Source organism: Tepidiforma sp. (assembly GCF_034432735.1).
GTDB lineage: Bacteria > Chloroflexota > Dehalococcoidia > Tepidiformales > Tepidiformaceae > Tepidiforma.
Genome location: NZ_DAOUBJ010000130.1, coordinates 1 through 16585, shown reverse-complemented (window position 1 = coordinate 16585; position 16585 = coordinate 1). Strand labels below are relative to the sequence as shown.

At 68.1% G+C, this 16585-nt stretch carries 18 protein-coding genes; 5 read left to right on the top strand and 13 right to left on the bottom strand.

The annotated features are described in order from the left end of the window. Positions 1-1155 (bottom strand): CoA transferase (locus VAE53_RS11800; RefSeq protein ID WP_322819567.1); only part of this gene is annotated, 1155 nt, incomplete at its 3' end. 28 nt (positions 1156-1183) lie between these two features. Between VAE53_RS11800 and VAE53_RS11795 the strand changes: the two genes are divergently transcribed. Beyond that, positions 1184-1525, top strand: a complete 342-nt coding sequence (locus tag VAE53_RS11795) for a methylated-DNA--[protein]-cysteine S-methyltransferase (RefSeq protein WP_322819566.1) — start codon at positions 1184-1186, stop codon at positions 1523-1525. On the opposite strand, the gene VAE53_RS11790 is transcribed toward VAE53_RS11795, so the two are convergent. Then, positions 1495-2034, bottom strand: a complete 540-nt coding sequence (locus tag VAE53_RS11790; RefSeq protein WP_322819565.1) for a pyridoxamine 5'-phosphate oxidase family protein — start codon at positions 2032-2034, stop codon at positions 1495-1497. The genes VAE53_RS11795 and VAE53_RS11790 overlap by 31 nt on opposite strands. A 72-nt stretch (positions 2035-2106) precedes the next feature. On the opposite strand from VAE53_RS11790, the gene VAE53_RS11785 reads away from it, so the two are divergent. Then, positions 2107-2592: a flavin reductase family protein gene (locus VAE53_RS11785; RefSeq protein WP_322819564.1), complete on the top strand. Its 486-nt coding sequence runs from the start codon at positions 2107-2109 to the stop codon at positions 2590-2592. Here the strand turns inward: VAE53_RS11785 and VAE53_RS11780 are convergent. The 3 genes from VAE53_RS11780 to VAE53_RS11770 are packed head-to-tail and all read right to left on the bottom strand — an operon-like array spanning position 2589 to position 6516. After that, entirely contained in the window at positions 2589-4529 is a 1941-nt protein-coding gene (locus VAE53_RS11780; RefSeq protein WP_322819563.1) for an alpha-galactosidase, read from the bottom strand. The two genes, VAE53_RS11785 and VAE53_RS11780, sit on opposite strands and share 4 nt — an antisense overlap. Continuing rightward, on the bottom strand, positions 4526-5272 hold the full coding sequence (locus VAE53_RS11775) for a nucleotidyltransferase family protein (RefSeq protein WP_322819562.1): 747 nt from the start codon (positions 5270-5272) through the stop codon (positions 4526-4528). Before VAE53_RS11775 ends, VAE53_RS11780 begins: the two co-directional genes overlap by 4 nt. Then, the gene (locus VAE53_RS11770; RefSeq protein WP_322819561.1) at positions 5269-6516 is read right to left on the bottom strand and encodes a galactokinase family protein; all 1248 of its coding nucleotides are present in this window, start codon (positions 6514-6516) and stop codon (positions 5269-5271) included. The genes VAE53_RS11775 and VAE53_RS11770 overlap by 4 nt, the downstream gene beginning before the upstream one ends. A 17-nt stretch (positions 6517-6533) precedes the next feature. Here VAE53_RS11770 and VAE53_RS11765 point away from each other — a divergent pair, with 17 nt between their 5' ends. Then, positions 6534-8273, top strand: coding sequence for an acyl-CoA dehydrogenase family protein (locus VAE53_RS11765; RefSeq protein ID WP_322819560.1), 1740 nt, complete (start codon positions 6534-6536; stop codon positions 8271-8273). A 3-nt stretch (positions 8274-8276) separates the two neighbouring features. Here VAE53_RS11765 and VAE53_RS11760 read toward each other — a convergent pair whose 3' ends face one another. Together VAE53_RS11760 and VAE53_RS11755 are read right to left on the bottom strand one after the other, a co-directional pair. Continuing rightward, positions 8277-8663: a DUF805 domain-containing protein gene (locus VAE53_RS11760; RefSeq protein WP_322819559.1), complete on the bottom strand. Its 387-nt coding sequence runs from the start codon at positions 8661-8663 to the stop codon at positions 8277-8279. A 47-nt stretch (positions 8664-8710) separates the two neighbouring features. Further along, entirely contained in the window at positions 8711-9136 is a 426-nt protein-coding gene (locus VAE53_RS11755; RefSeq protein ID WP_322819558.1) for a pyridoxamine 5'-phosphate oxidase family protein, read from the bottom strand. A 100-nt stretch (positions 9137-9236) separates the two neighbouring features. Between VAE53_RS11755 and VAE53_RS11750 the strand changes: the two genes are divergently transcribed. After that, the gene (locus VAE53_RS11750) at positions 9237-9995 is read left to right on the top strand and encodes a fumarylacetoacetate hydrolase family protein (RefSeq protein ID WP_322819557.1); all 759 of its coding nucleotides are present in this window, start codon (positions 9237-9239) and stop codon (positions 9993-9995) included. Positions 9996-9998: 3 nt separating this feature from the next. Here the strand turns inward: VAE53_RS11750 and folE are convergent, their stop codons facing one another. From folE to VAE53_RS11720, 6 genes are all read right to left on the bottom strand, one after another. Then, entirely contained in the window at positions 9999-10577 is a 579-nt protein-coding gene (folE, locus tag VAE53_RS11745) for a GTP cyclohydrolase I FolE (protein ID WP_322819556.1), read from the bottom strand. Between the two features lie 272 nt (positions 10578-10849). Next, positions 10850-11449 (bottom strand): TetR/AcrR family transcriptional regulator, encoded by a 600-nt coding sequence (locus VAE53_RS11740; protein WP_322819555.1) that lies wholly within the window; start codon positions 11447-11449, stop codon positions 10850-10852. 103 nt (positions 11450-11552) lie between these two features. Further along, on the bottom strand, positions 11553-13316 hold the full coding sequence (locus VAE53_RS11735) for a bifunctional diguanylate cyclase/phosphodiesterase (RefSeq protein WP_322819554.1): 1764 nt from the start codon (positions 13314-13316) through the stop codon (positions 11553-11555). A gap of 127 nt (positions 13317-13443) precedes the next feature. Continuing rightward, on the bottom strand, positions 13444-13914 hold the full coding sequence (locus VAE53_RS11730; RefSeq protein ID WP_322819553.1) for a GNAT family N-acetyltransferase: 471 nt from the start codon (positions 13912-13914) through the stop codon (positions 13444-13446). A 12-nt stretch (positions 13915-13926) separates the two neighbouring features. Further along, the gene (locus tag VAE53_RS11725) at positions 13927-14694 is read right to left on the bottom strand and encodes an SDR family oxidoreductase (protein ID WP_322819552.1); all 768 of its coding nucleotides are present in this window, start codon (positions 14692-14694) and stop codon (positions 13927-13929) included. Positions 14695-14772: 78 nt separating this feature from the next. Further along, the gene (locus VAE53_RS11720) at positions 14773-15483 is read right to left on the bottom strand and encodes a histidine phosphatase family protein (RefSeq protein ID WP_322819551.1); all 711 of its coding nucleotides are present in this window, start codon (positions 15481-15483) and stop codon (positions 14773-14775) included. Positions 15484-15570: 87 nt separating this feature from the next. Between VAE53_RS11720 and VAE53_RS11715 the strand changes: the two genes are divergently transcribed. Continuing rightward, positions 15571-16509, top strand: coding sequence for a TIGR03619 family F420-dependent LLM class oxidoreductase (locus VAE53_RS11715; RefSeq protein ID WP_322819550.1), 939 nt, complete (start codon positions 15571-15573; stop codon positions 16507-16509). Positions 16510-16585 lie beyond the last annotated feature (76 nt).

Genomic DNA, 16585 nt, shown 5'->3' with positions numbered 1-16585 from the left:
GAGTTCGGAGATTTCGGCTTCGCTGAGGCCGAGGAGCCGCTGGTAGATTTCGTGGTTGTGCTCACCGAGGGTGGGGGCGGGGCCGGGGATGGCGCCGGGGGTGCCGGTGAGGCGGGGGACGATTCCGGGCTGGAGGATTGCGCCGTAGGTGGTGGAGGTGACGGGTACGATCTGTTCGCGGGCTGCGTAGTGGATATCGGCGACGATGTCGCTGATTTGGTAGACCTTGGAGGCGGGGACGCCGTGGCGGTCGAGCGCTTCTTGGGCTTCGGCGAGGGTGCGGCGGGCGACCCATTCGCGGATGATGGCGTGGATGGCTTCGTGGTTGGCGAGGAGGTTCTGGCGGGGGGTGAAGCGTGGGTCGGCGGTGAGTTCGGGCTGACCGATGGCGGCGCAGAGCTTTTCGAAGGCGCGTTGGGTGGTGGCGTTGATGACGAGGTAGTGGCCGTCGGCGGTTTCGAATTGTTCGGCGGGGACGACGCCTGGGAAGTAGTTGCCGCTTCGGGGGCGGTTGCGGCCGGTGAGGGCGTAGTTTGCGGCGTGGGTGCCACTCATGCGCCAGGTGGCTTCGTAGAGGGCGACATCGACGTCTTGTCCGCGGCCGGTATTGTCGCGGGCTCGGAGGGCGACGAGTGCGCCGAAGGCGGCGAAGATTCCGGCGCCGTAATCGGCGATGAAGTAGCCGGGGCGGACGGGCGGTCTATCGGGGTAGCCGGTGACGGCGGTGATGCCGGAGAAGGCGAGGGCGACGCGGTCGAAGGCGGCGCGGTCGCGGTAGGGGCCGGTTTGGCCGAAGCCGGAGATGCGGACGACGATGAGGCCGGGGTTCGTTTCGCGGAGGGAGTCGGGGGCGAGGTTCCAGGCTTCGAGGGCGCCAGGCCGGAAGTTTTCGATGAGGATATCGGCGGTGTCGGTGAGCCGGCGGAAGATGGCGCGCCCTTCGGCTTGGGCGAGGTCGAGGGTGATGGATTTTTGGCCGCGGTTGTCTTGTTCGAAGGAGAGGTTGCCGCGGTTGGCTTCGCCATGGATGGGGGGCTCGATTTTGATGACTTCGGCGCCGAATTCTGCGAGGAGGGTGGCGCAGAAGGGTGCTGCGAGGATCTGGCCGGCGGCGATGACGCGGATGCCGGCGAGCGCCGGGAGTTGGGGCTGCATGGTGACGGGGAATGATACGGTTGGGGGCGTGGGTGCTGCACACGGTTCGGGGGCTCGATTCTACGGGCGGGTGTATGCGCTGGTGAGCGCGATCCCTCCGGGGCGGGTGATGACGTACGGACAGGTGGCGTTGGAGTTGGGGGCTCCGGCGGCGGCGCGCGCGGTGGGGTATGCGCTTTCGTATTTGCCGCTGGATACGGGGGTGCCGTGGTGGCGGGTGGTGAACGCTGCCGGGGGGATTAGCCTTCGCGGGAGGGCTGATGCTGCGGATCTGCAGCGCCGGCTGCTGGAGGAGGAGGGGGTGGTGTTCGATGGTGGGGGGCGGCTGGATCTCCGACGCTATCGTTGGTTTCCTTCGGGGGGCGGCTGACTGCTCTCTTTGGCGAGCTTGGTGCCGGGGAGGTAGTAGCGCTGGTGCCAGATGCCGCGGTAGGGCTCGCCGCGGAGTGGCATGCGCCATGTTCGGACGCGGGCGCCGGTGAGGGGGACGCGGATGAGTGCGCGGGGCTGGTCGATGGTCTCCTGGATGTACTGTTCGGCGGCCTCGGGTGGGACGTATCTGGTGGCGATGCGCCGGTAGAGGTCGCGCCATGCGGCGTCGTCGCCGGGCTGGCGAACGACTTCGGCGATGCCTTCGATGACGACTTTTTGGTAGGGGGCTTGCTGGTCGTCGATGGTGAGGGCGACGCGTGGTTCATGGCGGATGTGGTCGAGCCAGGCTGAGGTTGCGCGAGGGGTGATGTAGATGGCGCCGTCTTCGTAGATGAACCAGACGGGCGCGACGTGGGGGGCGCCTTGGGCATCGACGGTTGCGATGCGGCAGAGGATGCCGGGCTGCTGGAGGAAGCGGTCGCGCTCGTCGGGGGTGAGAGCTGGCATGGGAACCTCGTGCGCGCGTGGCTGCGCGGTTTGGGTAGGATACGCGGGAGATGACGGTGCTGGAGGTATGCGATGGACGAGCAGGCGCAGGCTGCGAAGAAGACGTTGCTGCGGATGATTCCGTACGGCTTGTATGTGCTCGGGGTACGTGATGGGGAGGAGGTTTCGGCGGCGGCGATCAATTGGGTGACGCAGACGTCGTTTTCGCCGCCGTTGGTGGCGATGGGGGTGAAGAAGGATAGTGGGGCGTATGCGCTACTGAAGCGGACGGGGCAGTTCGCGCTGTCGTTCCTGGAGAGCGGTCAGGGGGATATTGCGTTCGCGTTTTTCAAGCCGACGTCGGTGGAGGGCTCGCGGATCAACGGGCAGGAGACGGAGTGGGCGGGGAATGGGGCGCCGGTGATCGTGGCAGCGCCGGGGTATATCGAGGGGCGTGTGGTTGGGGAGGTGGACTTGGGGGATCACAGTTGTGTGGTCGGCGAGGTGACGAATGCGGTGCTGAAGCGGGAGGCGAAGGTGCTGACGCTCGACGAGCTGGGGGTGAAGTACGGGGGTTAGTCGAACCAGCGCGCTTCGCCCGGTGCAAGTTCGACGACGCGGGTGTAGCCGCGGTGGAGGACGGCGACGGTGCGTGGGTAGGGGCGGTCGTTCCGGAGCTGGAGCCGCCCGCTAACGGCTCGCTGGTAGAGGCCGGCAGAGGCGATGTGGCCGGAATCGCCGACGAGGCGTGGGGTGCGGGCTGGTGCGTACACTTGCCAGAGGGTTCCTTCGTGCGGGCGGAGCTGGATATCGCCCATTGGGAGGGGGCGGCGGTTCCAGATGTCGAAACCGACTTCGCCTGGTTCGAGGAGTTCGCTCCAGGGGATCCAAACGGTTTCGTCGGACCAGTTGAGGACACCGACGAGGAAGCGACCGCCGCCGAGGTCGGCGCGCCAGGCGCGGGGGGCGGGGCCGTCGCCGGGGTGGAGGGGTCGGGCGGCGGTGCCGGCGGGCGGGAAAAGGGCGAGGGCGAGTTCGCGTCGCTCGGGGGTGAGTTTGGGCAGGTTGTCGCTGGCGACGACCATGCCGCCGCTGAGGGCGATGGCGGTGGCGAGGAATCGGACTTCTGGCTCGGTGAGCTCGGTGTCGGTATCGCGGACGATGAGGCAATCCGGGTCGTCGATCCACCAGCGGCGGTGCATCCAGTTGCGTTGGAGGGTGAGGCGCATGGCGTGGCGGACGGAGGGGTTGGGGCCGTCGGCCCAGGTTTCTTTGACGTCGGGGCCGACACGCATGGCATCGACGATGCCGATGGCGGGGCCGAAATGGCAGGTGCAGCCGAGGAGGAAGGTTTCGTCGCCGGCTTCTTCGCGGATGATTTGGAGCCCGCGGCGTAGGTTGTCGCGGGCGGTGGTGCCGGGGCGATGGTAGCGGACGGTGGAGGCGGGGCGGGCGGCGTAGGTGCAGGCGTCGAGCTTGAGGTAGGTGTAGCCCCATTGGTGGACGATGGTGCGGATGACCTGGCGGAGCCAGGCTTCGGCCTCGGGGTTGGTGCAATCGAGGACGGCGCAGCGGCCGAGCCAGGTTTGGACGAAGAGGGTCTGTCCCTGGTGGGTGCGGAGGACCATGTCGGGATGTTCCCGCAGGGCGGCGGAGTCTTCGTGGAGGACGAAGGGGGCAAGCCAAAGGCCGGGCCGATAGCCGGCTTGGCGGATGCGTGCGGCAAGCGCTGCCATCCCGGATGGGAATTTTTCGTTCGGGAGGAGCCAATCGCCGGTGTAGCTTTGGTAGCCGTCGTCGATCTGGACGATCTCGGCGGGATGGCGTTCGCGTGCCATGGCTTCGAGGTTGGCGAGGATGTCGGCTTCGCTGACGCGATTGTAGAAGTAGTACCAGGAGCACCACCCGGTGGGAACGGAGGCGGGGACTCGGGCGTGCATGCGGGCGGCGACGTCGGCGGCGTACTGCTCGATGAGCGCGAGGGGGTCGTGGCCTTCGCGGAGGGCGATTGGGGGGAGGGTGATGGTCTCGCCGGGGGCGATTTCGAGCCCGTCGACGTCGTAGACGAGGGCGATGCTGGTGACGGTGGTTTCGGCTTGGTCGAGGGTGACTTCGATGTCGAAGTTGAAGCGGTCGGGCTGGAGGCAGGCGGCGAGGAGCGCGGGTGCGGGGTGATAGGGGAGGGCGATGATGGCCTGGTCGCGGCTGATGTAGGTGATGGATTCGTCTCCGGGGCGGGCGAAGCGGCCATCGTAGCCTTCGGGGGCCGGCGCTCCGAAGTTTCGGACGAGGGCATCCATCTGCATGTAGCGGCCGTGGATCCAGAGCCAGCCATGGGCTGCGGGGGTGTCGCATTGTGCGACGAGCCGGACTTCGCGGGGGGTGGCCGGTCGGTCGGTATGGTTGGTGAGCTGGATGGTGAGTTCGCTGGTGGTTGGATCGAAGGTGAAGGCGATATCGAGGCCTGTCGGGGGGTCGCCGGGGGTGAGCCAGAGGTCCCACGGGAGGTCGGTCATGGGTGAACGATACCGCGGGCTTGGGATTGGGCGTAGCGGCGGGCGGCGGCGAGGGATTCGGGGGTGCCGATATCGAACCAGGGGCCTTCGACGGGGACGGCGCGGATGGTGATGCCGGACTGGATGGCGGCGGCGACGGCGCGAGGGAGTTCGTATTCGCCCCTTGGGGAGGGTTGGAGGGTGTGGAGGAATGGCCAGAGCCAGGGGCCGTAGATGGCGGGTCCGGCGTTGTTCCAGGGGGTGGTGGAGCTACCGGGCGGGGGCTTTTCGACGATGCGGGTGACGCGCGCGTGGGCGTCGACATAGACGGCGGCGCCTGCCCAGGGGTCGTCGACTTGGTTGACGAGCAGGACGCCATCGGCCGAGGCGATGGCGGCTGCGAGGCGTTGGTAGTTGGCTGGCTCGACGAAGATGTCGCCCCAGGTGACGAAGAACGGCTCGGGGCGGAGGTGGGGCGCGGCGAGGGCGAGGGCCCGCGCGGTGCCGTCGAGCGTTTGCTGGTGGACGAGCTGGAGGCGGAGGCCGGGAATGGGGTTTTCTGCGAGGGCGGTGGCGATGCGGTCGGCGAGGTAGCCGACGACGACGATGGCGTGTCGGACGCCGGCACTAGCGAGGGCGTCGAGGGTGCGGAGGAGGAGGGGTCGGCCGGCGAGGTCGAGGAGAGGTTTGGGGGTGTGGGCGGTGATGGTGCCGAGGCGCGTTCCGCGCCCGGCGGCGAGGACGACGGCCTGGTGGGTGGTCACAGGACGGCGGCTCCTTGGGAGGGGATGACGGGGAAGGCGGGCCCGCCTGTGGCGCGCAGGGCGGCTTCGATGATGGCGTGCTCGCTGCCGTGTTGGGTGATGGCGATGGCGAATCCTCCGAAGCCGGCGCCGGTGAGGCGCGCTCCGGCAGCGCCGGCCCTTGTCATGGCGTGGACGAGGGTATCGAGGGCAGGGGTGGAGCAGCGGTAGTCGTCGCGGAGGGAGGTATGGGAGGCGAGCATGAGTTCGCCGAGGGCGGCGAGGTCGTTGGCCTCGACGGCGGCGCAAGCGAGGTCGACGCGCTCGGCTTCGGTGAGGACGTGACGGGCATATTGGCGGATGGGGAGGGGGGCATCGGGGTCGAAGGTTCCCGCGGAGAGGGCGACGAGCGGCTGGAGGGGAACGCCGGCCATGGCAGCGGCCTTGCGGGCGGAGATGCGAGCGGGGAGTTCGTCGACGAGGAGGGGTGCTGCGTCGATGGCGGCGACGTTCCCGAGGAGTGGGGTGCCTTCGAGCTGGGCGCCGAGCATGTCGGCGAGGAGGACGGCGGCGATGCGGGTGGCGACGACGCGTTGGTTGTAGGCGTTTCGGGCGGCGCCACCTTTCGGGGCGGGGCTGCCGGAGGAGGCGACGACAAGGGCCCATTCGGCGGGCAGGGGGAGGGGGCGCATTGCCGGCGGGAGGAAGTCGATGCGGAGGAGGGCGCCGGGGCGGGCGAAGACGATGACGCGCTGGTCCATGCCGCCGGTTTCGGCGCCGGCGAGGCGTTCGGCGCGGGCGGCGAGTTCGGCGAGTTCGTCGGGGGCGAGGCGAAGTGTGTGGAGGGTGTCGAGCGCGAGGAGGACACCGACGGTGAGGGCGCTGGAGCTGCTGAGGCCGCTGGCTGGCGGGATATGGCTGGCGATGGCGAGGCGGGCGCCGCGCCCGTCGAGACGGTCGCGGATGACGGCGATGGCGGCGGCGAGGTACCGGTGCCAGGGTTCTGGGACGGTGGCTGGGGTGGCATCGAGCGGGAGCGTGGCCGGGGGCGCGAAGGTGGTAGAGACGGCCTCGAGGGCGGGCGCGATGGAGGGGCCGGCGGCGACGGCGGTGGCGCGGTCGATGGCGAAGGGGAGGACGGGCAGGCCGTTGTAATCGGTGTGTTCGCCGATGAGGTTGACGCGGCCGGGTGCGCGGACGAGGAGGGTGGGTTCGGTGTGGAAGTTGCTGCGAAAGGTATGGCGCGCGGCATCGACGGGGTCCACGGGGGTATTATCGGGGGATGACGACGCTGGACCTACCTTCGAACCGTGCGATGCCTTCGACGCGCGGCATGAATTTTTTTACGGCGGATCCGAATTTGGAGCGGGCGCTCGGGGCGTATGCGGAGCCGGCAAACGTGGAGCGGGCGTTGCCGCTTCTGGAGGAGGTGGGGAGGTGCGCTGGCGACGAGCTGGACGAGCTGGCTGCGGTGGCGGATGCGCATCCGCCGGTGCTGCGGACGCACGATCGGCTGGGGCGACGGGTCGACGAGATTGTCTATCACCCGGCATTCGTGGAGATGCAGCGGCTGGGCTTTTCGCGCTTTGGGTTTGCGGCGATGTCGCATCGGGCGGGGGTGTTGGGATGGCCGGGGCGGGTGCCGCACGTGGTGAAGTTTGCGCTGAGTTATGTATTCGTGCAGTCGGAGTTCGGGCTGTTCTGTCCGATTTCGATGACGGACTCGGCGGCGCGGGTGCTGCGGATGTTCGGCTCGGCGGAGCTGCAGGAGCGGTATGTGCCGCGGCTGACGAGCACGGATTTCGGGGAGTTGATGCAATCGGCGCAGCTGCTGACGGAGCGGACGGGGGGAAGCGATGTGGGGGCGAGCGAGTGCGTGGCGCGGCTCGTGGATGGGGAGTGGCGGATCTGGGGCGAGAAGTGGTTCTGTTCGAATGCGGGTGCGGATGTGCACTTGGCGTTGGCGCGGCCGGAGGGGGCACCGGCAGGGACGAAGGGACTGGGGATGTTTTTGGTGCCGAAGGTGTTGGAGGGGGGTGAGCGGAATCGGTACGTGATTCGGAGGCTGAAGGAGAAGCTGGGTTCGCGCTCGATGCCGACGGGGGAGTACGAGTTCGAGGGGGCGGTGGGGTATGTGGTGGGGGCGATCGACCGGGGCTTTGGGCAGATGGCGGAGATGATCAATGTTTCGCGGCTGAGCAACGGGATGCGGGCGGCGGCGCTGATGCGCCGGGCGCTGCTGGAGGCGGTGGTTCACGCCCGGGGGCGGGCTGCTTTCGGGAGGGCGCTGTTCGAGTTGCCGCTGGTTCGGGAGCAGCTGTTCGAGATGGTGCTGGACAGCGAGGCGGCGCTGGCGATCGTGTTGTTCGCGGCGCAGGCGCTGGACCGGGCGGACGGGGGTTCGGAGCACGATGAGCTGGTGGTGCGGATCGTGACGCCGCTCATCAAGTATGCGAACTGCCGGCGGGCGCGCTGGACGACGGGGATGGCGATGAATATTCGCGGGGGGAACGGGTATATCGAGGAGTGGGTGAACGCACGCCTTTTGCGCGATGCGCACTTGGGGAGCATTTGGGAGGGGGCGGAGAATGTGGTGGCGCTGGATGTGGCGCGGGCGGCTATGCGCAATGGCGCGCACGAGGCGCTCTTCGGGGAGCTGGAGGAGCGGCTGGGCGCGGTGACGACGGAGGTGGGGCGTGGCGAAGGGGCGGCTACGCGCGATGCGCTGGGCGGCGTTCGGCGGCGATTCGAAGCGCTCCTCGGGGCGAGCGAGGACGAGCGGGAGGCGAAGATGGCGGCGATGTGCGACCGGCTGGCGGCGGCGGTGTGCTCGGTGCTGCTGACGGTCGAGGGGGACCGGGAGGCGCGGATGGGCCAGGGGTACGGGAAACTCTTGGTGGCGCGGGAGTACCGGCGCCGGTATTTGGAGCGTGCGGACCCGCTGGATGGGGATAGTTCGGTGTTGCGCTGGCTCGGTGAGCTGGTGGACGGGAAGCCGGTGCCGGCTTCGGCGTTGGTCTGAGGCTCAGGGTGCGGGCGGGAGGGGCGCTTCTCCGTACTGGTTGGGCCCGGGTTTGGTGGGCTGGGCGCAGAGGACGATGAGGGCGATCCAGCCGAGGATGGGGATGAGGCCGATGAGCTGGAGCCAGCCGGACTGTCCGATGTCGTGAAGCCTCCGTGCGGTGACGGCGATCGATGGGAGGAGTGCGCCGAGGAAGAAGAGGAAGGAGAGTGCATCGAAGAAGCCGGAGGCTTGGCCGAGGGTGGAGAGGACGACGCCGATGATGAATTGCCCGAGGGTGAACCACCAGAACTCGGGGCGGCTGGAGCGGCCTTCGAAGAGGACGTAGCGCTTCCAGGGGGAGAGGTACCAGGCGATGGGTGTGGGTTGGGCGGGGGTTGCGGCCTGCATGGTTGGCTCCTGCGGTGGGATTTGGGGGTTGGGCGGGGGTCCCGTGGCTAGGTTTTGCTGTAGTCCCAGGAGATGTACCGGGTAGGCGTCACTTCGATGTAGGCGGTCTCGGGGCCGACCTCGGTGGGAAGCTGGTCTTCGGGGACGCCGCGGCGGCGCATGGCCTCGCGGCGGAGATGGAGGGCTTCGGAGGGGTCGGTGATGACGCGACCGGTGCCCTGGATGCAGACTCCTTTGATGTCCTGCATGGTGGTACCGGTTTCGAGCATGAGGGAGACGAGGGGGTTGCGTTGGACGTTTTTCGTTTTTTGGGTGCCTTTGCGGCAGCCCATGTAGATTTTTTGGCCGAGGCGAAAGTAGCCGATGGGGACGGTGTGGGGATGGCCGGAGGGGGCGATGGTGGAGAGGGCGATCCAGCCGGGGCGGGAGTCGAGGAAGGCGTGGATTTCGTCGATGGTCATTTTGGCGGGCATGTGGAACTCCGTGGGTGGATTTCCAGGGCGGGCTTCAGTTTGGGGTTGCGGGTGGGGCGCTGTCGAGTGAGGATGACCGCCGAGTCAGGAGGATGTGGGCATGGCGCTCTATGTGAGGTTCGAACGGGCGGACGGTCGGCGGGGTGCGGGGGTGCTGGAGGATGGGATGGTGCGGGTGGTGGAGGAGCCGTTCTGGGAGGAGACGCGGGCGACGGGTGAGGTGTTGCCGCTGGCTTCGCTGCGTCTGCTTCCGCCTTGCGTTCCGCGGAGCATTGTCTGCGTGGGGCTGAACTATGGGAGTCATTTGCAGGGGCGGCCTGTGCCGGATCCGCCGACGCTGTTTTTCAAGCCGCTTTCGAGTGTTGCGGGGCCGGGGGATGCGATTGTGTTGCCCCCGGGCTGCGGCCGGGTGGATCCGGAGGGGGAGATTGTGATCGTGATCGGACGGCGGGTGAAGGGGGCGACGCGGGAGGAGGCGGAAGCGGCGATTTTTGGTTTCACGGCGGGGAACGATGTCTCGGCGCGGGTGTGGCAACAGCAGGATGGTCAGTGGTGGCGGGCGAAGGGGAGCGATACGTTCGGTGTTTTCGGGCCGGCGATCGTGACGGGGCTGCGGCATGACGAGCTGGAGGTGGTGACGCGGCTGAACGGGCGGGAGGTGCAACGGGGGCGTTCGACGGAGCTGATCCGGGATATTCCGGAGATCGTGCGGTTCGTGAGCGCGGTGATGACGCTGGTTCCGGGGGATGTGATCTTCACGGGCACGCCGGGTAGCCCGCCGGAGATTCACCCGGGGGATGTGGTGGAGGTGGAGGTGACCGGGGCGGGCGTTTTGCGGAACGAGGTTCGGGCAGGCTGATGGTCAGTGGTGGCCGTGGACGAGGGAGAGGAATTCGGCGCGGGTGACGTGTGAGTGTTTGAAGTCGCCGCGCATGGCGCTGGTGACCATTCGGGAGCCTGGTTTCTTGACGCCGCGCATGGTCATGCAGAGGTGTTCGGCTTCGATGACGACGGCGACGCCATCGGGCTGGAGGACTTCCTGGATGGCTTCTGCGATCTGGCTGGTGAGCTGTTCTTGGATTTGGGGGCGGCGGGCGTAGCCTTCGACGACGCGGGCGAGCTTGGAGATGCCGACGACGCGGCCATCGGGGATGTAGCCGACGTGGGCTTCGCCGTGGAAGGGGAGGAAGTGGTGTTCGCACATGGAGTAGAAGGGGATGTTGCGGAGGATGACCATTTCGTCGTGGGCGACTTCGAAGCCGACGCGGAGGTGTTCGCGAGGGTCGTAGAAGAGGCCTTCGAAGATTTCGGCGTACATTTCGGCGATGCGGCGGGGGGTATCGCGCAGGCCGTCGCGGGTGGGGTCATCGCCGATGGCTTCGAGGAGTTGGATGACGGCGGCGCGGATGCGGGCCTGGTCGGGTCCGGCGGTGGTAGTCACGCGGCGGGCTCCAGCTGGGAGGTTGGTTGTGATGGTAGCAGGGTTGGCCCCGGGGGGCGGGTAGTGGGCTGACGGTAGGGGTCGGGTCCGATGGGGCAGGGAGAAGGGGAACGATGGTCCGTGGCAGTTGGGGTGGGCGAAGCGCAGGCTTGGCGGTGCTGCCGGGGCTTCTGTGGTGTCCCGACGGCCGCGGCGCGGCGGCAGGTGAGACGCCCCGGTCCCCCATTCCGGGGATGTGCCGCCGCGCCGCTCTTGTGCTGGGGGTCGAATGGTCAGCGGGTGAGCAGGGCGCGTGCGAGTTGGTGGATTTCGCCGAGGACGTTGGGGTCGCCAGCCCGACCGGCCCATGCGCCGATGCCGAGGGTGGCGGTCATGACGGTGGTGATGAGCATGCGGGCGGCGGCGTCGGCGGGGACGGGATGGAACTCGCCGGTTTGGATGCCGGACTGGATGAGTTCGGTGAAGCTACGTTGGAGCCAATCGGCGTATTCGTCGTCGAACGAGTGGCTGCGGGCGGCGACGCGGAAGACGGAGGCGAGGAGGCGACGGTTGGCCTGGAGGTATTCGGCGATGGAGGTGAGGGCGGTGCAGACGCGCTCGATGGTGGGGGTTTCGCCGGCGACGGCGGCGCGGTAGCGGGCGACGGCTTCGTCGCGCGAGGTCCGGAGGACTTCGCGGAGGAGGGCTTCTTTGGAGGGGAAGTAGCCGTAGAGGGTGCCGACGCCGGTATCGGCGCGCTCGGCGATCTGCTGGATGGAGGTGTCTTCGAAGCCGTGCTGGTGGAAGAGTGTGCTGGCGGCCTGGAGGATGGCGGCGCGGGTTCGGGCTTTGCGGCGCTCGAGGCGCCCGGGGGTGGTAGGGGCGGCGGTCATGCTGTCTCCGTCGGTTCAGGTAGGGTCCGGTGGGGGCCAGGGCGGGGCCGGTTCGGACTCGAACGGATTCTACGACCGGTTCGGCTTGGGGGCGAGTGGCGGGCTAGGCGGCTTCGGCGTTGTGCTGGGTAGGGGTGAGGTTTTCGAAGATGTCGAAGCCGTTGCCGCCGGCGTGTTTGACGAGGCGCTTGGCCTGGGCGATGGTGGCGGCGAGATCTTCGTAGTCGAGGTGGGCGATCCGGGCGAAGGGGCAGCCGGCGATGGAGACGGTGAGGCTGGCATCGGGTGGGAGCTTTCGTTCGGGGTCGAACCAGTGGGGCTGTTGGAGTGCGCGGTGGCAGGCTGCGTGGAAGGCGTCGAGGTCGTCGGCGTGGACGGTGAGGATGAAGTCGTCGCCGCCGACGTGGCCGACGAAGAGGTCGTGGCGGGCGACGGCCGCGGCTTCGGTGAGGATGCGGGCGAGGGCGAGGATGGCGGTGTCGCCGTGGGCGAAGCCGTGGCTGTCGTTGAATTTTTTGAATTGGTCGAGGTCGGCGTAGAGGAGGTACCAGGCTTCGGGGCTCTGGCGGAGGCGTTCGAGGTGTTCGCGGATGCGGGGGTTGCCGGGGAGTCCGGTGAGGGGGTTGAGGTTGCGGGCTTCGGCGACTTCTTCGGCGAGGACGGCCTGGAGGAGTTCGTGGATGCGAACGATGCCGGCGCAGGTGCCTTCTTCGAGGACGACGAGGGGGTCTTGTTGGAAGGGGCTGGGGCGTTCGAGGGCGGCGCGGGCGGCGGTCCGGGGGGAGTGGGCGGAATCGACGATGGTGGCGGGGGCGCAAAGTTCGGCGGCGGGGCGCCGGCCGTTGAGGGGGAGGCCGAATTGGCCGGACATTCGCTCGAAGATGCGACCGCGGGTGATGATGCCTTGGACGCGCCGGCCATCGAGGACGATGACGGCTTCGAGGTGGCGGTTGTTGGTGAATTGTTGCATGACGGCCGAGCCGGGTGTGAGGACGCTGACGGTGGGGGTGATGGTGACGAGGTCGCCGACGCGGGAGACGACGGGTGCGGTGCGGCGGAGGCGGTTGGCGCGATGGATGGCGAGCCGGCCTTCGGGGGAGATGGCCTCTGGGGTGGGTGCTGGGCGGCCGAGGTAATAGCCTTGGCCGTAATCGGCGCCGAGTTCGATGAAGGCGGTGAGCTGGTCGCGCGTTTCGATGCCTTCGGCGATGACGCGGGCTCCGACTTGGCGGGCGAAGGTGCAGATGGCCTCGACCATGGATCGGCGTCCGCGGTCGAATTCGATGTCGCGGGCGAGCCAGCGGTCGAGTTTGATGAAGTCGGGCCGCAGTTCGACGATGGATTGGAGGCTGGAGGGGCCTGCGCCGGCGTCGTCGATGGCGAAGAGGAATCCGCTGGAGCGGAAGCCGCTGACGACGCGGCGCATGTGTTCGAAGTCTTCGATGGCGCGTTCTTCGGTGATTTCGAGGACGACTCGTTCGGGCTGGAGGCCGTGGCGCCGGACGAGGGCTTGGAACAGGGCTGGGGAGAGCTGGCCGCTGGTGAGGGCGGTGGGTGTGCAGTTGAGGAAGAGGGCTTGTTCGGAGCCGAGGAGGGGGCCGAGGCGCGCGACGGCGGAGATGCGCCAGCTGTGGTCGACTTGTTCGAGGAGGTTGCAGCTGCTGGCGGCGGCGAGGAATTCTTGGGGGTTATCGAGGGGTGCGGGTGCGTCGGGGCGGGTGAGGGCTTCGTAGCCGAGGATATCGCCGGTGGTGAGCGACGCGATCGGTTGGCAGTGGGTGCGGATGGCGCCGGTTTCGAGGACGCGCCGGACGATGCGTCGGGTGGCGGCGGCGGTGGCGGTGGCGGTGAGGGGGCTGATGGACACCGGCTCGGTTCGCTCCTTGGTTATCGACCTCTCCGGAAGTGTCGGAACGTTGGCGACGGGGCGTTAGCGCTTTGTGGCGAACGTTAAAGGTGCTGTAACTGGCGTTTACCGGGTTGACCCCGGGGGGCTACGGAGCTGGCTGATCGATGCGATTGCCGAAGATGCCGGGCTGGCTGCCGGGGATGGGGATGGCACCGACGACGCGTTGGTAGAAGTCGGCTGGGCCGACGGAGCCGATGATGGCGTAGGCGTAGCCTTCGGCGGCCATGGCGTGGAGGGTGGAGAGGAGGAGGGCGGCGCCGATCCCGAGGCGGCGGGATGGGCGGGTGACTCCGGTGGGGCCGAAGAAGCCGGGTCGGGTGGCGTGGTAGCAGGCGAAGCCGAGGATGCGCTGGTCTTCGATGGCGACGAAGCAGGTGGCTGGTACGCGAGCGAGGGCGATGGTGGTTTCGTCGACCCAGCCGGGGAATTCGGCGGCGACGAAGGCGAGCACGGCGGTGCGTTCGTAGGATTCGGGCCGCCGGCAGGTGATACCGCGTGCGGCGAGGGCTGCGAGGTGGGGCTGGACCGGCGGGAGGTCGTAGAGCCGGACGAGCATGTCGGTCATGGTTCAGGCGAGGGCGCCACCGTCGAGGATGAGGGTCTGGCCGGTGGTGAAGGAGCTGGCTGGGCTGGCGAAGTAGACGACGGCTCCTGCCATTTCGTCGGGTTCGCCGATGCGTTTGAGGGCGGATGTTTGGACGGAGTTTTTGAGGATGGCTTCGTTTTCCCAGAGGGCGCGGGAGAATTCGGTGCGGATGAGGCCGGGGGCGATGCAGTTGACGCGGATGCCATCGGCTCCCCATTCCTTGGCGCAGACTTGGGTGAGCATGACGATGGCGGCTTTGGAGATGGAGTAGGCGCCGAGGCCGGTGGAGGCGCGGAATCCGCCGGTGGAGCTGACGTTGATGATGGAGCCGCCCTGGCCGTGCTCGAGGATGGCCTGGCGGACGAGTTTGCTGAGGAAGAAGACGGACTTGACGTTGGTGTTCATGACGGTGTCCCAGGCGCGTTCGTCGAGGTTGGCGATGGGGCCGAAGACGGGGTTGGTGGCGGCGTTGTTGACGAGGATGTCGATGCGGCCGAGCTGGCGCTTGGTTTCGGCGACGAGGTTTTCGAGGGCGGCCATGTCGCGGACGTTGGTGGGGACGGCGATGCCCCGGCGGCCTGTGGCTCGGATGGCGGCGACGGTTTCTTCGAGGGATTCGGGCTTGCGGGCGGCGACGCAGACGTCGGCGCCGGCTTCGGCGAGGGCGATGGCGATGGAGCGGCCGATGCCGCGGCTTCCGCCGGTGACGATGGCGACTTTGCCGGCGAGGGAGAAATCGGCGATGGGCATGGGGATACCTCCGAGGCTGGGGTTCGGGTGCGGTTGTGGGGCGATTCTAGCTGTGGTCGGGCTTTGGTGCCGGCGCTCTCAATGGGAGACGAGGTTCCACTCGCCGGTGCGGAGGTGGTGGACGTCGTTGAGGGACTGGAGGGCGCGGATGCCATCGCCGGCGAAGACGATGGAGATGGAGGCGTGGGCCGGCCGGAAGAACATGTCGTAGGGGCTGCCGATGATGTGGCCGATGTAGGCGTTGATGACGCCGCCGTGGCAGGCGATGACGACGCGTTTGCTTAGGTTTCCGGCGATGATGGCTTCGACGGCATTGACGGTGCGTTTGCGGAATTCGAAGGAGGATTCGGAGTAGGGATAGACGTCCCATTTGCGTTCGCGGAGCATGCGCTCGCGGATGCCCTGGAGGAGGTCGCGGCCGAGGAATTCGACGGCGGATCGTTCGGGGGGGATGTCGCGGAAGATTTCGACTTCTCGGAGGTCGTGAACGACGATGGGCTCGAGGCGGTGGTGGCGGGCGATGGCGCGGGCTGTTTCGTGGGCGCGCTGGAGGGGGCTGGCGTAGACGACGTCGACGCGGTCGGCGCTGAGCCGGGCGGCGACGGCTTCGGCCTGCTGACGGCCGCGCTCGCTGAGGGGCGGGTCGATGGTGTCGCCGACGGGTCCGGAGCGGGGATCGGGGATATCTTGTTCGCCGTGGCGGACGAAGATGAGCTCGGTGACGCCTTCGGCGTCGGTGAGGAAGGCGCGGTCGAAGATCATGGGCTGGCGGGCTGGACCGTGGGACATGGGTGCTCCGGGCGGTGATGGTTGGAACGGACTATCCCAGACGCGGGTGAACGCGAAAAGTGCGGAGGGGACCTAAGATGGGGGGCGATGAGGGCTCCGCATGTTTCGGTGATGCTGCGCGGGTGGGATGTTCGCACGGGGACGACCGGCGGGATGGTGTTGGACGCGGCCCGACGGGCGGAGGCGCTGGGGCTGGACGGGCTGGTGGCGGGTGATCATGTGACGTTTTACGGTTTTGGGAACGATGGGCTGGTGACGCTGACGGCGGCGGCGGCGGTGACGGAGCGGATCGAGCTGAAGACGGCGGTTTATCTGTTGCCGCTGCGCCACCCGGTGCCGGTGGCGCTGCAGGTGGCGCAGCTGGATCAGCTGAGCTTGGGACGGTTCACCTTGGGGATCGGTGTGGGTGGGGAGGACCCGCACGAGTTTTGGAGCTGTGGGGTGGATCCGCGGACGCGGGGGGCCCGGGCGAACGAGGCGATGATGATTCTGAAGCGGCTCTGGACGGAGGATGGGGTGAGTTTCCGGGGGCGGCACTTTACGCTGGAGGAGGTGACGGTCTACCCGAAGCCGTTTCGGCCGGTGCCGATTTTCGTGGGTGGGCGGAGCGAGGCGGCGTTGCGGCGGGCGGGGCGGCTGGGGGATGGCTACACGGGTATCTGGCTTTCGCCGGAGCGGTTCGCGGAGGCGGTGGCGCGGATCGCGGAGTTCGCCGGCGAGGCGGGACGGGAGCGGGCGGCGGTGGAGCCGGGGATGCAGTTCTGGACGAGTGTGGAGCAGGACCGGGCGAGGGCGCGGGTGTTGGTGGCGCGGGGTATGGAGGCGACGTACCGGCTTCCTTTCGAGCGTTTCGAGCGGTACACGCCGTTCGGGACGGCCCGCGAGGTGGCGGAGTTCGTGTGGCGGTATGTGGAGCGGGGCGCTCGCCATGTGAATTTGATTACGGTGCAGGAGACGCCGGAGGAGGCAATCGAGCGGGCTGCGGAGGTGCGGGTGGCGCTCCACGAGCTGGCCGGCAGCGGGTAGGGCGGGCAAGGGGACGGGAAGGTTTCGCGGGCGGGGAAGTTTTCCTATGCTGCGCGCATGGCGACGGTTGCGGTGA